General features: G+C 56.0%; 12 protein-coding genes and 1 riboswitch. All 12 genes read left to right on the top strand.

Annotated features, from left to right (window positions below):
* Positions 1-69 precede the first annotated feature (69 nt).
* The 12 genes from mutS to HY868_23460 all read left to right on the top strand — a co-directional run bounded on the left by mutS (position 70) and on the right by HY868_23460 (position 13,300).
* On the top strand, positions 70-2,910 hold the full coding sequence (mutS, locus tag HY868_23515) for a DNA mismatch repair protein MutS (GenBank protein MBI5305120.1): 2,841 nt from the start codon (positions 70-72) through the stop codon (positions 2,908-2,910).
* Positions 2,911-2,937: 27 nt separating this feature from the next.
* Positions 2,938-3,453, top strand: coding sequence for a hypothetical protein (locus HY868_23510; protein ID MBI5305119.1), 516 nt, complete (start codon positions 2,938-2,940; stop codon positions 3,451-3,453).
* Positions 3,447-4,091 carry a hypothetical protein gene (locus HY868_23505; protein ID MBI5305118.1) on the top strand — a complete coding sequence of 215 codons (645 nt, stop codon included), beginning with the start codon at positions 3,447-3,449 and terminating at the stop codon, positions 4,089-4,091. The genes HY868_23510 and HY868_23505 overlap by 7 nt, the downstream gene beginning before the upstream one ends.
* A 19-nt stretch (positions 4,092-4,110) precedes the next feature.
* Positions 4,111-5,130 (top strand): potassium channel protein, encoded by a 1,020-nt coding sequence (locus HY868_23500; GenBank protein ID MBI5305117.1) that lies wholly within the window; start codon positions 4,111-4,113, stop codon positions 5,128-5,130.
* A 335-nt stretch (positions 5,131-5,465) separates the two neighbouring features.
* On the top strand, positions 5,466-5,891 hold the full coding sequence (locus HY868_23495; protein MBI5305116.1) for a type II toxin-antitoxin system VapC family toxin: 426 nt from the start codon (positions 5,466-5,468) through the stop codon (positions 5,889-5,891).
* A complete protein-coding gene (gene mutL / locus HY868_23490) occupies positions 5,888-7,558 on the top strand; it encodes a DNA mismatch repair endonuclease MutL (GenBank protein ID MBI5305115.1) in 1,671 nt (556 codons plus the stop codon). Before HY868_23495 ends, mutL begins: the two co-directional genes overlap by 4 nt.
* 69 nt (positions 7,559-7,627) lie before the next feature.
* A riboswitch (SAM riboswitch) is annotated at positions 7,628-7,778 on the top strand.
* 88 nt (positions 7,779-7,866) lie between these two features.
* A complete protein-coding gene (mtnA, locus tag HY868_23485) occupies positions 7,867-8,892 on the top strand; it encodes an S-methyl-5-thioribose-1-phosphate isomerase (GenBank protein ID MBI5305114.1) in 1,026 nt (341 codons plus the stop codon).
* A gap of 38 nt (positions 8,893-8,930) precedes the next feature.
* Positions 8,931-9,230 carry a nucleotidyltransferase domain-containing protein gene (locus tag HY868_23480; GenBank protein ID MBI5305113.1) on the top strand — a complete coding sequence of 100 codons (300 nt, stop codon included), beginning with the start codon at positions 8,931-8,933 and terminating at the stop codon, positions 9,228-9,230.
* Positions 9,214-9,570, top strand: a complete 357-nt coding sequence (locus tag HY868_23475) for a hypothetical protein (protein ID MBI5305112.1) — start codon at positions 9,214-9,216, stop codon at positions 9,568-9,570. Before HY868_23480 ends, HY868_23475 begins: the two co-directional genes overlap by 17 nt.
* Before the next feature lie 135 nt (positions 9,571-9,705).
* Positions 9,706-10,650, top strand: a complete 945-nt coding sequence (locus HY868_23470) for a carbohydrate kinase family protein (GenBank protein ID MBI5305111.1) — start codon at positions 9,706-9,708, stop codon at positions 10,648-10,650.
* Positions 10,651-10,764: 114 nt separating this feature from the next.
* Positions 10,765-12,030, top strand: coding sequence for an adenosylhomocysteinase (locus HY868_23465; GenBank protein ID MBI5305110.1), 1,266 nt, complete (start codon positions 10,765-10,767; stop codon positions 12,028-12,030).
* A 64-nt stretch (positions 12,031-12,094) separates the two neighbouring features.
* The gene (locus HY868_23460) at positions 12,095-13,300 is read left to right on the top strand and encodes a methionine adenosyltransferase (GenBank protein MBI5305109.1); all 1,206 of its coding nucleotides are present in this window, start codon (positions 12,095-12,097) and stop codon (positions 13,298-13,300) included.
* Positions 13,301-13,968: the final 668 nt, after the last annotated feature.

Raw genomic sequence — 13,968 nt, 5'->3', positions numbered from 1 at the left:
TTCATCCGCGTCCTAAATTTATTGCGTGTCTTGTCGAGACGCGCCAATCCATTTATAATGACAGTCAACATGGATGAGAAAAGACTGACGCCGATGCTCTCGCAGTATCGGCAAATCAAAGCGCGCTTTCCCGATGCGATGGTGCTGTTTCGTCTCGGCGATTTTTACGAGACCTTCGATACCGATGCGAAAATTGCCGCGCGCGAACTCGAACTCGTGCTGACGTCGCGCTCGTTCGCGAAAGGTGTGCGCTTGCCGATGGCGGGCGTGCCGCATCATCACGTCCAATCGTACATCGCGAAACTCATTGACAAGGGTTACAAAGTTGCGCTCGTCGAGCAACTCGAAGACCCGAAGAAGGTCAAGCGGCTCGTCAAGCGCGATGTGATTCGTGTCATCACACCTGGGACGGTCGTCGAGGATGCGTTGTTGCGCGCCAAGAGTGATAATTATCTTGCGGGGATTGTGCGTGATGTAGGGACGACGCATGCGTCGTCCCTACAAACCACGTTCGGTTTGTCTATCGTTGACATCTCCACTGGCGAATTTGCGACGACCCAGATTCAAGGCGCGGACGCCGATGCGACGCAGAAATTACTCGACGAGTTACAGCGCGTGCAGGCAAGTGAAATCGTTCTGCCGCAATCGCTTGCGAACGACGCAGAATTTATCGCGCGCTTGAAAGCGATTCGCCCGGCGCGCATTTCGCCGATGGATGATCGCGTGAGCAACGCCGACGATGCGCGACGTGAGTTGTGCGCGCATTTCGATGTGGCGACGCTCGCCGGTTTTGGTTGCGATGATTTGCCGCTCGCGATGGTCGCGGCGAATCTCGCGTTGCAATACTTGAAAACAAACCAACCGACAACGGGCGGCACGACGCCGCCCCTACAACACCTCAAACATCTCTGGACGTACTCGCTCGCGGATTACATGACGCTCGATGCCGCAACGCGTCGCAATTTGGAATTGACCGCGCCGATTTCTCCCTCGCCCTTTCAGGGAGAGGGTGGGGTGAGGGTTGCCACCGCGCGCAGTTTGTTCGGCGTACTCGATCACACCGTCACCGCGATGGGTGCGCGCTTGCTCAAGCGTTGGATCACGCAACCGCTCCTCGACCTCGCACAGATTCACGCGCGACTCGATGCCGTGGACGAATTGCATCGCGATGCGTTCTTGCGCGGCGACATTCGCAAATTGCTCGATGGATTGTACGATGTCGAGCGACTCGTCGGACGGATCGGGTTCGGCAACGCGAACGCGCGCGATTTGATCGGCTTGAAACGCGCGTTGATGCGCTTGCCGAAAATAAAATCGCAGTTGGTCGGTAGGGGCGAGGCATTCGCCAAATCGCGAATGTCGGGTGAACATATTCGTGATGAGAAGACGGAATCGCGTTCGGAATTTGATTCTGCGAATGCCTCGCCCCTACTTGCCCGATTGGCAAACGACCTCGATGAATGTCCCGACATCGCCGCGTTGATTGACCGCGCGCTTGTGGATGATCCGCCGATTTTTATCAAGGAAGGCGGGCTGATCAAATCGGGTTACGATGCGACGCTCGACGAATTGCGCGCAAGCGCGACGCACGGCAAGACCTGGCTTGCGGAACTCGAAGAGAAGGAACGCAAGAAAACCGGCATCAAGAATTTGCGCGTGCGCTACAACGAAGTGTTTGGATTTTTTATCGAAGTGCCGCGCAGTCAGGGACATTTGATCCCAAAGAATTACGAACGCCGCGCGACGATCACGCACGCGGAACGCTATGTCACACCCGAACTCAAATCGCAAGAGACGCACATCCTCGCGACCCAGGATCGCAGCAACGATTTGGAGTACGATTTGTTCGCGCAAGTGCGCCGCGAGGTTGCCGCGCACGCGGCGCGTTTGCAAACCGCCGCGCGCATCCTCGCGCAACTCGATGCGTTGTCGGCGTTCGCTGAGGTCGCCGCGCGATACAACTACGTCAAGCCAAACGTGGACGATGGCGACCTGATCGAGATTCGCGAGGGGCGTCACCCCGTTGTCGAGCGATTTTTGCGCGATGACGAGACGTTCGTCCCAAACGACGCGCGGCTCGACCACGAAGCGCAACGCGTGATCATTCTCACCGGACCGAACATGTCGGGCAAGAGCGTGTTCGTGCGCCAGGTCGCGCTCATCGTGTTGATGGCGCAGATCGGCAGTTTCGTCCCGGCGAGTTTCGCGCGCATCGCATTGACCGACCGCATCTTTACGCGCGTCGGCGCGAGTGACGACATCGCGCAAGGTCGCTCGACGTTTCTCGTCGAGATGAGCGAGACGAGCCACATTTTGCGCCACGCCACGCCGCGTTCGCTCATCGTGCTCGATGAAGTGGGGCGCGGCACTTCGACCTACGATGGCATCTCGCTCGCGTGGGCAATCGCGGAAGAGATTCACAACATCGTCGGCGCGAAAACCTTGTTCGCGACACACTATCACGAACTGACGCAACTCGAATCGCAGAGCGAGGCGATCAAGAATTTTACGATGGCGGTCAAGGAGCAAGGGAGCGAAGTGATCTTCTTGCGTCAAGTCATCGCGGGCGGCGCGGAAAAAAGTTTTGGCATTCACGTCGCGCGGTTGGCGGGGTTGCCGGGGCGCGTGGTGGAGCGCGCGGAGGGGGTGTTAGCGCGGCTGGAATCGGAACGCGAGACGGAGGACGGCGGACGGCGGACGGAAGACAATCTGGTTCCGTCATCCGTCGTCGGTCATCCGTCGGTTGTTCGCGAGGAACGTGCCGTGTACGACGCGCGCGCGGAAATGTGGCGCGAGGTGTTGCGACAGATTGCGGATGTGGACATTGCGAACATGACGCCGGTGCAGGCGTTGAATTTGTTGAATGCGATGCAAATCAAAATCAAGTCGGATAGTCAGGTGGTCGAGTAGTCAAGATCTCAATTCAAGGATCAAGTCATGGAAAAACACGCGTTTGATCTTTTTGCTGATTATTCCCAAATTTACCTGATAGATGCGGAGTCACAAGGAGATTTCTCCGACTCTTGGGATAAGCAGACTGTGGAAAATATGTTGGCGGTTGTGCCCGGCGGAATTGCTGTCAGTACGGTAAGAACTTCAACAGTGCCAGTGACGATAGAAATACATGCTCAAGAACCAGAACCGAATTGCGATGCTTGGGATCATATCGCTGACTGTAGCATAGATGTTCCTGCAGAGGAAATCGTTATTATGGGTTGTACCGACTTCCCCCCGGACGCCCCAAGAATCAATATGGCTCCGGGTACGTACAGAGCAAGAATCTATTATGCTAATCTCGATAAGATTAGCGAAGATGGACTGAAAGGTGATGATTACTACAAGATAATTCTGTGGCTCGGCGAAAAGATAGAGCCGGTTGTGTTGAAGAAATGGAAAAATCGTGACGCAATCAAAGCGACCAGAGTGACGCGAGACATAGGTGAACAATGTTAGCAGCCCATCTCGTTCCCGGTTACTTTGCCGCAGTTCACTCGCAATCGCAGTGGCATCCAGAGTGGAGCCACAATCGGCGCGTTGCGCTTTGGAGCGCTGCGATCTTCAGTACATTCGCGCCGGATTTGGATGTCATCTACAACGGGCTGTTTCGCGGATTCTTCAATCACAGTACACTTTGGACACATAGTATCTTTGTTCACAGTGCAATCGTGTTAGGTTGGTTGTTGTTACGTCGAATCGGTCGTTGGCATTATTTCCAAACACTCGTTGGTCTCGCGGCAATCGGCGGCGTGTCACATTTGCTTTTGGATGTGATCGCACATGGCACAACTCTCTTGTATCCCCTTTCGCTCCGCGTGTTTGTCGCGCCATTCGCTGTCCGCGTTCTCGAAGGCGGCTTCTTGGCGTACGTCACCGATCCAATCTTTTTAGCAGAACCCATCTTGTCGACGCTAGCGTTGGCGCACTGGATTGCTCAACGAAGAATCGCACCTCGATTCAAGAACGCGATCCTGGTCGGACTTGTCGGTGGATTAGCCGTATTTACCGTCGCGTTTCTGCTAATGATACCAACCTTACAAAACATTGTTGCACAGCGGATAGCTGGATACTGTTTTTGCAAATCAGAAATCTAAAATCTAAAATCTGCAATCTATGAGCACTCACCCGCGCTCGTCAATCACACACCGGTTCTGGCTCGCGCTCGTTGCGTCGGTGCTCGTGCTTGTCGTCGGCACCACCGGCTTTGTCGTCCTCGAAGCGATGGACCCGCTCAGCGCGTTGTACATGACCGTCATCACGATCAGCACCGTCGGCTTTGGCGAACTGCATCCGCTCTCGCCGGCGGGACGCGTGTTCACGATGGGCTTGATTGCATCCGCGGCGACGATCACATTCTACACCGCGAGCATCATCACGAATTTGATCGTGTCCGGCGAATGGCGCGAACGACTGGAACACCAAAGGGAGCGGCGCATGTTGGAGCAATTGAAAAATCACACGATCGTTTGCGGGTACGGACGCGTCGGACGACACGTCGTGCATACCTTGCTTGCCGAGAAGATGCCGTTCGTCGTGATTGATCCTAGCGCCGAGATCATCGCGCATGTGCGCGAGTTGGGTCACGTTGCCTTGCATGGCAACGCGGCGGACGAGACGATTTTGAAACAAGCCGGCATCGAACGCGCGCGTGCGCTTGTAGTCGCGGTGAACTCAGACGCAGAGAATGTGTTCATCGTGTTGACCGCGCGCGGCATTCGCACCGATTTGGAAATCATCGCGCGCGCGAATTACGAAGCATCGGAATCGAAATTGTTGCGCGCCGGGGCGAATCACGTCATCTCGCCGTACCGCATCGCCGGGCGGCGCATGGTGACGACGCTCGTGCGCCCCGCCGTCGCCGATTTTCTCGACGAGGTCGCGCACGTCGGCAACGAAGAATTGTTGATCGAGCAAGTGGTCATCGCGCCGACCTCACCGCTCGTCGGCAAGACGCTCGCGCAAGCACAGCTTACCGAGCGCGTCGGCGTCACCGTGCTCGCGTGTAAATTGCCGAACGCCAGGACGCGCATCGCGCCGAACGCGGAAATGATTCTGCAAGCGAACATGCAAATCCTCGCGCTCGGTTCGCCGGAGCAATTGCAGGAATTGTTGCGGATGGCGAATTGCGAATAGCGTATGGCGCGGGCGGAACCACTTTGCAAAAACATTCGGTAGTGCTAGAATAATTCCAGTGAGGATTGTCAATGGAGTCGTAAAATGAGCCATTCATTTGGTATCAAAATTGTGTTGCCGGCAAGTGTCTATCGCGCGCTCAAGCGCGCGGCTGAACAAAAACGGAAAACCGAAGCCGAACTAGCGGCAGACGCAATTCGTGCGTATTTAAAACCTTCTCCGCGCCACCATTCGCTCGTGGGGTTATTTTCGGATGACGCAGAATTGATTGACTCCATCACCGAAAGAGCGTTGGAACTGAGAGAAAAAACACCCTTGCGGGTAACGAGGTAATCGTGGAGCCATCCTTGCTTGACACCGACATACTCTCAGAGATCCTCAAAGCCAAAAATCCGCTCGTCGTCGAACGCGCGAAACAGTATCAAGCCGAACACGCACGTCTCACAATTTCGGCAATCACGGTAATGGAAATTGTCAAAGGTTTTCATCAGGTCAGTCGCGCTGACGCGATAAAAAAATTTCTGACGAACATCAAATCCAGCGATGTGTTAGCGTTCGATCAATCATGCGCCGAAACCGCTGGACGGATTTACGGCGATTTGGACCGGACTGGACAAACGGTTGGGCGCGCGGATCCGATGATCGCCGCTATCGCGATCCAGCACAGGTTGACATTAGTGACGGGAAATATGGATCACTATCAACGTATCCAGAAACTGGGATACCCGCTAAGATTGGAAAACTGGCGTCAAGCAGAATGAGCGCGCAACGCATCCACGTCCTTGATAAATCCCTCGCCGAACGCATCGCCGCGGGCGAAGTCGTCGAGCGTCCTGCCTCGGTCGTGAAAGAGTTGATCGAAAACGCGATTGACGCGAGCGCGAGCGCGGTCTCGATTGAGATTCGCGAGGGCGGTGTCGCACTGATGCGCGTGAGCGATAACGGCATTGGCATGTCGCGCGACGATGCCACGCTCGCGGTCGAACGTTTTGCGACGAGCAAGATCGCGACGGACGCGGATTTGCGCGCGATCAAGACACTCGGTTTTCGCGGGGAGGCGCTGCCCTCGATCGCGGCGATGGCGCAACTCGAAATTCTCACGCGCGCCAAGGATGACATCGAAGGCACGCGCATACGCGTCACGGATGGCAAAGTCGAAACCGAGGTTGCGGGCGCGCCGATTGGAACCCAGGTCGTTGTTCGCAATCTGTTTTACAACGCACCCGCGCGGCGCAAGTTTTTGAAATCGCCGTTCCGCGAAACCGAGTTGATTCAGAAAACGATTGTGCAGTACGCGCTCGCGTACCCGCACATCGCGTTTCGCTTGATCGTGGACGGACGCGAAAATGTGGTTATGCCAGCGGCGACGCCGGTTGAACGCATCGGCGCGGCGTGGGGACGAGACCTTGCCGGTGAAATGATCGAGGTCAATTACACGAGCGTGGATTTGCGCGTGCGCGGTTTTGTGTCGCGTTCGTCGCTCGCGCGCGCGAGCCGCGAGTGGCAAAACTTTTTTGTGAACGGTCGCCCGATTCGCTCCGGCTTGCTCGCGGTGATGCTCGAACGACCTTTCGCCGGACGCTTGCCGCCCGGTCGTCATCCACTCGCGGTCATTCACATCGAACTCGATCCGCAACTTGTGGATGTGAACGTGCATCCGCGCAAAGCCGAAGTGCGTTTCTACCAAGAGCGCGCGATTTACGGCGCGGTGCAACAATCCGTCGAGCAAGCAACGCGCGAATTTCCCTTAATTCCCTCAGTTTCTTCCATTCCCGGTGATTGGTCATTCGCGGACGCAGAGGGAAATAAGGGAAATGAGGGAACTATGCGCGAAGCGCGTGCCGAGTATTTGAGCAACTGGCGCGCGCTCGGACAAGTTCACAACACGTACTTGCTCGCGCAAACCCAGGATGGGATGGTGATTGTAGATCAACACGCGGCGCAGGAGCAAATCTATTTTGAACGGCTCACGAATTTCGAACTTCGAATTTCGAATTCGGAATTCAAAATTCAAAATTCAAAATCGGCGCACATTCAGGTGATGCCCCGCGAATCCGAGTTGCTCATCGCGCACTTCGACACGTACCGTGCGCTCGGTATTGACCTCGAGCCGTTCGGCGCGAACACGTTTCGCGTGAACGCGTTGCCGGAATTTGTGCGCGTGCCGGCAAACGAATTTCTGTCCGCGTTGTTGCAAGAGCACGACAAGTATCGCGCGCTCGATGGCGATGCGTTGCGCGATAAACTCGCGTCGAAATGCGCGTGCCTCAGCGCGCTCAAAGCCGGCGACGCGCTCGACCTCGCGCAACAACAAGCCCTGCTCGACGAATTGCTCGCGATTTATTCGCCCGCGACGTGCCCGCACGGTCGTCCCGCGTTCGTCGCGATCTCGCTCGCAGAATTGGAACGCCGGTTTTTGCGCCGTTGAGTTGCGCGTTTCAAATTGACAAAACATTTCGCTTGTGCTATAAACTTGCCGCAACTGAATACTACTGGACACTCATCCAGAGAGGTGGAGGGACCGGCCCTGTGAAACCTCGGCAACCGGTGCGGTGAAACGTAAGTGGTAAGTAGTAATTACCATTTACCAATTACCAAACAAGGTGCCAATTCCGGCAAGCCGCCGATTCTGGCTTGGGAGATGAGAAGCGCGTTTTGTTATTCTCTCTCTTTCGTGGAGAGATTTTTTTTTGCCAACTCCTCCCCTGTGTACGGGGGAGGTCAGGTGGGGGTTGGATGCGAACGATTGAAATGATCGGCAGTGTCGTCAAAATGATTGACCAACGCAAATTGCCGCGTCAGTTTGAAATTGTCGAATGCCGCGATTATCGCGCGGTTGCGCACGCGATCAAAGATATGACGATTCGCGGCGCGCCGGCGATTGGCGCGGCGGCGGCGTTCGGACTCGCGCTCGCCGCGCTCGAATCACCAGCGACGACCCGCGACGAATTGTTACGCGATCTCGACGCGGCGGACCAAGTGTTGCGCGTCACGCGACCGACCGCGGTCAATCTGATGTGGGCGCTCGATCGCGTGATGCGCGCGGCGCGCGCGACGAATCTCGACGCGAACGGTTTGCGCGATTTTGTTGTCGCGGAAGCGCAAAAGATTGCCGAGGCAGATATCGCGATCAACACCGCGATGGCAAAGCACGGCGCGGCGCTCATCAACGACGGCGACACGGTGTTGACCCATTGCAATGCTGGCGCGCTGGCAACCGTTGATGTCGGTACCGCGCTGGGTGTCATTATCGAGGCGCACAAGCAAGGCAAAAAAATCCACGTGCTTGTTGATGAAACGCGCCCGCGTTTGCAAGGCGCGCGTTTGACCGCCTGGGAATTGACCCAAGCCGGCGTACCGATGACGCTCATCGCCGACAATGCCGCTGGTCACTATATGCGCGCCGGCAAAATTCAAAAATGCTTCGTCGGCTCGGATCGCGTGGCGGCGAACGGCGACGTGGCGAACAAGGTCGGCACGTACAAAGTCGCGGTCGTCGCGCACGAGAACGGCGTGCCATTCTATGCGGTGATGCCGACCTCGACGATTGATATGAATTTGGCGCACGGCGATTTGATTCCGATTGAAGAGCGCGACGCGCGCGAGGTCACGCACATCGAAGGCATACCCATCGCGCCAGACGGAGTGCATGTGGGCAACCCAGCATTCGATGTGACACCGAACAAGTACATCACCGCGCTGGTCACAGAGCGCGGCGTCGTGCGTCCGCCGTTTGTCGAGAATTTACGCAAGATCATGTGAAGACAAGAATTCTCGTAGAAATGCGAGGCAATGCGATGATGAATGAAAATTTAATTCACGCCGAACAACTCGAACCGGATATTCGTCGTGCGATCAACATTCTCAAAACATCGGGTTGCGCGGAAGTATTCTTGTTTGGCTCTGCCGCTCGCGGAAATGTTCGACCGGATTCTGACCTCGATTTAGCCGTGCGCGGTTGTCCGCCCGGTCAATTCTTTCACATCCTGGGACAATTGCTGATTGAGCTTGAACATCCAGTTGATCTCGTCAACTTGGATTCGTCCGACGCATTTGCGAATCGGTTGCAAGAGGAGGGCGCACTTGTCCGAATCAGTTGAGCGCGCGATTGCCCAAATCACTTTTGAGACAGCGCAGATTGACAAGCTATTCGGGGTGTACATCGAACTATTGACGCGCGTCCAACAACGCCAGCCGGACACAGTTGAAATTGCGGCAGTCGCCTCCGTCTTGCACTCGTTTTACAATGGCGTCGAAAATATCTTTTTGATCGTGGCAAAACAGGTTGACCAGAATGTACCAACCGGCAATCAATCGCATCGCGATCTCTTGGTGCAAATGACAAAACCGAATCCTCGTCGCGGCGCAGTCATTCCGCCGGAAACTGCAAAGCGATTGGGCGACTATATGGGCTTTCGTCATTTCTATCGCCATTCTTAATCGTTCTTTATTGATTGGAACGAGTTGCAAAAATTGGTGGTTTTGGTTGATCAAGTTTGGTCACAAACCAAAAGTGATTTGGAATTTTTTATAAATCACCTGCCGTCAAAAGACTAGGTGAACTCTGGAGCAATTATGAGTGTACTCATCACCGGTTCCATCGCGTACGATTACATCATGCAATTCCCCGGCTATTTCCACGACCACATTTTGCCGGACAAGATTGCGAATCTGTCGGTTTCGTTCCTCGTGGACTCGATGAAGAAACAGCGCGGCGGCGTCGCGACGAACATCGCGTACAACCTCGCGTTGCTCGGCGAGCGACCCAGGATCATGGCGACGGTCGGGCAGGATTTTTCCGATTACCGCGCGTGGCTCGAAGAAAACCACGTGGACACGCGCGCGATCATCGCGATTCCGGACGATTTCACGGCGTCGTTTTTCGTCAGCACCGACGGCAAGCAGAATCAAATCGCGATGTTTTACACCGGCGCGATGGCGCACGCGCATACGCTTTCGTTCAAGCAACACGCGCCCGGCAAGATTGATCTCGTCGTCATTTCGCCGAACGATCCGCGCGCGATGGTGCAATACGCGCGCGAGTGCAAGGAACTGGGTCTCGCGTACATCTACGATCCGAGCCAGCAGATCATTCGCTTGAACGGCGACGAACTCGCCGAGGGCGTGCGCGGCTCGACGATGACGATCGTGAACGAGTACGAATTCGAGATGCTGAAAAACAAAACGGGGTGGACGGATCAGCGCGTCGCGCACGAAACGCAAACGCTGATCGTTACGCTGGGCGAAAAAGGTTCGCACATCCACGCTGACAACACGACCATCACCGTACCCATCGTGCCCGCGCGCCGCCAAGCCGACCCAACCGGCGTCGGCGATGCGTACCGCGCTGGCATCATCAAGGGCTATCTCAAGCGATTGCCCTGGGAAACGGTCGGACGGCTGGGCAGTCTCGCCGCGACGTACGTGCTCGAAGAGTACGGCACGCAAAATCACAAATACGATTTGCAGGAATTTACCGCGCGCTATCGCGAAGCGTTCGGAGAAGCAGTTGAGTTGTAGGTGTTTCCTTCGTTTCCCTCAGTTCCCTCAGTTCCCTGGTAACGGAAACAAGGGAACTGAGGGAATAAGGGAACTGAGGGAAATTTTCGAAATTCCAAGACGAGGAGATAACGAATGGCAAAACGTGATTACGATGTGAAAGACATGTCGCTCGCCGACAAAGGACGTTTCCGTATTCAATGGGCGGAAAACGATATGCCGGTCCTACGACAGATTCGCGCGCGCTTTGAAAAAGAGCGCCCGCTCAAGGGTTTGAAAATCGCGGCGTGTTTGCACGTGACGACCGAGACCGCGAACTTGATGTGGACGCTTGTCGCGGGCGGCGCGGAAGTCGTGCTTGCCGCGTCGAATCCACTCTCGACCCAGGACGACACTGCCGCGGCGCTCGTCGCGCATTTCGAAGTGCCGGTGTACGCGGTCAAGGGCGAGGACAATGCGACGTACTATCGCCACTTGCACAGCGCGCTCGACATCGCGCCGAACATGACGATGGACGACGGCGCGGACTTGCTCTCGACGTTGCACAAGGAACGCACCGATTTGTTGCCGGGTGTGATCGGCGGCACCGAAGAAACGACGACGGGCGTCATTCGCTTGCGCGCGATGGCGAAGGACGGCGCGCTCAAATATCCGGTCGTCGCGGTCAACGACGCGATGACGAAACATTTTTTCGATAATCGTTATGGCACTGGGCAATCCACGCTCGACGGCATCATTCGCGCGACGAACACCTTGTTCGCCGGCAAAGTGTTCGTCGTCGGCGGGTACGGCTGGTGCTCGCGCGGCATCGCGAGTCGCGGACGCGGCTTGGGCGCGCGCACGGTTGTCACCGAAGTGGATCCGCTCCGCGCGCTCGAAGCGGTGATGGACGGATTTGAAGTGATGACGATGGAACAAGCCGCCAAGATCGGCGACATTTTCGTCACCGCGACTGGCGACAAGAATGTCATTGACGCGCGCCATTTCCCGTTGATGAAAGACGGCGCGATCATTTCCAACTCGGGTCACTTTAACGTCGAGATCAACATCCCGCAACTCGAAAAAATCATGGTCGAGAAACGCCGCCCGCGCGAATTCGTGGATCAGTACGTGCTGTCCGATGGTCGCCGCATCAACTTGCTCGCCGAAGGTCGCCTCGTGAATCTCGCCGCGGCGGAAGGGCATCCCTCGTCCGTGATGGATATGTCGTTCGCGAATCAAGCGTTGAGCGCCGAGTACCTCGTCAAGCATCAAGGCGAGTTGCCTAAGAGCGTTTTCGCCGTGCCAAGCGACATTGACAAGGAAATCGCGCGGCTCAAACTCGAAGCAATGGGCATCACGATTGACAAACTCACGCCCGAGCAAGAAGCGTACCTTTCGTCGTGGGAAGAAGGCACGTAAAAATTACCAATTACCAATTACAAAATGGTCAATGGTAATTGGTAATTTATCAAAAGGAGTATCAATGAGTACCACTTTTATGGCTGCGTCGCAAATGTTTCTGACGTCCGAATCAGTGACGGAAGGTCATCCCGATAAAGTGTGCGATCAAATTTCCGACGGCGTGCTCGATGCGATTTACACGCAAGACCCGATGGGGCGTGTCGCGTGCGAGACGGCGGCAAGCGGCGGTTTGGTCGCGGTGATGGGTGAAATCACAACGACCGCGTCGTTCAATCCGTACGAGATCGTGCAAAGGACGATTGAGAAAATCGGTTACACCGATTCCAAGTATTGGCTCGATTGGAAAACCGCGGGCATTATCACCGCGATCAAAAAACAATCGCCCGACATCGCGCAAGGCGTGAACGACGCGCTCGAAACGCGCGACGGCGGCGGCGATCCGATTGACAAGATCGGCGCGGGCGATCAAGGAATGATGATCGGTTTCGCGTGCAACGAAACGCCCGAGTACATGCCGCTGACGATTGCGCTCGCGCATCAACTCGTCAAGCGACTCGCGGCGGTTCGCAAGAACGGCGCTCTGCCGTACCTCGGACCCGACGGCAAATCCCAGGTCACGGTCGAGTACGCGTTCGGCAGACCCAAGCGCGTGGATGCGGTCGTCATCTCGACCCAGCATCTCGACAATGTGTCGCAGCAAAAAATTCGCGACGATGTGATCGAGCACGTGATCAAGCCGATCATTCCCGCGCAATTTCTCGATGCGAAAACGAAATTCTACGTGAACCCGACCGGTCGTTTCAACATCGGCGGTCCCGTTGGCGATGCGGGGTTAACCGGACGCAAGATCATCGTGGATACGTACGGCGGCATCGCGCGACACGGCGGCGGCGCGTTCAGCGGCAAAGACCCGACGAAGGTGGATCGCTCGGGCGCGTACATGGCGCGTTACGTCGCGAAAAATTTGGTGGCGGCGGAACTCGCCGAACGCCTCGAGGTTCAGGTCGCGTACGCGATTGGCGTCGCGCGTCCGATTTCGGTCATGGTCGAAACGTTCGGCACCGAAAAAGTACCGCACGAAAAAATCGTCGCGCTCGCGAACAAGCATTTCGACATGCGCCCCGCGGCGATCATTCGCGATTTGAATTTGCGCCGCCCGATCTATCAACCGACCGCGGCGTACGGACACTTTGGACGTCACGACATTGACGCGCCCTGGGAACGGATGGACAAGGCGGAAGCGATTCGCGCGGAAGCCGGGTTGTGAGTTACAAGACCTGTCAGGTTTTCGTGGAGCGAACCTGACAGGTCTTTTGAGCTGCCCCCATGCAATACACACTTTTCCTCGCGCTCGCTCCCGTCGCGACCCTCGTGCTCATCGCCGTGACCGGCTACACCCTGCGCCATCGCCGCGTTTCCGCCGCGCGCGGTGTTAGTCAGTGGAGAGCGCGTCGCGGCGAACGGAAAATTCAGCGCGCGCGAATTGGTTCATCATTCCGGATCGAATTCGACGTATGCTCCGGTTTGCATGGTCTCAATCGTCTTCGCGATTGTTTTCGCGTGCACATTAGGCGACGCCAGGAGGTAGAAAGCAGAACCAGAACTGCCAATTTTTTATTACGCAGATTTTGCGGATGCTTGAGATTCTGATCGGTCGTCACCAAAAGTTGGTAGCCGTACTTTTCGGCGGCGGCAAGCAATTCGCCGTTTCGCAATTCAGCCCATTCCAATTCGTATGCTGTGTCAACCGCGTGCCCTTTAAGATATGCGCGGAGAGGCACTGGCGTTCCCTGGTTGCTGACCGTCAGCGCATGGCTGACCATTGAATGTTCATCCGTACCGCCAGCGCATTCCTGACAGAAAGTGTGTAGCAACCGCCAGCGGTGGATAATCAAGTGACGGTTACTTTTTCAAGAAAGGATAGGGCCAGCGTTT

The organism is Chloroflexota bacterium (genome assembly GCA_016219275.1).
Classification (GTDB): Bacteria; Chloroflexota; Anaerolineae; order UBA4142; family UBA4142; genus JACRBM01.
Note: the sequence above shows the minus strand (reverse complement) of the source record. Positions and strands in the feature narration are given on the sequence as shown.

Excerpts from the sequence above, each read along its gene's own strand:
- HY868_23500 (MBI5305117.1), top strand. The coding sequence starts at position 4,111 with ATGAGCACTCACCCGCGCTCGTCAATCACACACCGGTTCTGGCTCGCG.
- HY868_23465 (MBI5305110.1), top strand. The coding sequence starts at position 10,765 with ATGGCAAAACGTGATTACGATGTGAAAGACATGTCGCTCGCCGACAAA.
- HY868_23460 (MBI5305109.1), top strand. The coding sequence starts at position 12,095 with ATGAGTACCACTTTTATGGCTGCGTCGCAAATGTTTCTGACGTCCGAA.
- HY868_23470 (MBI5305111.1), top strand. The coding sequence starts at position 9,706 with ATGAGTGTACTCATCACCGGTTCCATCGCGTACGATTACATCATGCAA.
- mtnA (MBI5305114.1), top strand. The coding sequence starts at position 7,867 with ATGCGAACGATTGAAATGATCGGCAGTGTCGTCAAAATGATTGACCAA.
- HY868_23510 (MBI5305119.1), top strand. The coding sequence starts at position 2,938 with ATGGAAAAACACGCGTTTGATCTTTTTGCTGATTATTCCCAAATTTAC.
- HY868_23505 (MBI5305118.1), top strand. The coding sequence starts at position 3,447 with ATGTTAGCAGCCCATCTCGTTCCCGGTTACTTTGCCGCAGTTCACTCG.
- mutL (MBI5305115.1), top strand. The coding sequence starts at position 5,888 with ATGAGCGCGCAACGCATCCACGTCCTTGATAAATCCCTCGCCGAACGC.
- HY868_23480 (MBI5305113.1), top strand. The coding sequence starts at position 8,931 with ATGAATGAAAATTTAATTCACGCCGAACAACTCGAACCGGATATTCGT.
- mutS (MBI5305120.1), top strand. The coding sequence starts at position 70 with ATGGATGAGAAAAGACTGACGCCGATGCTCTCGCAGTATCGGCAAATC.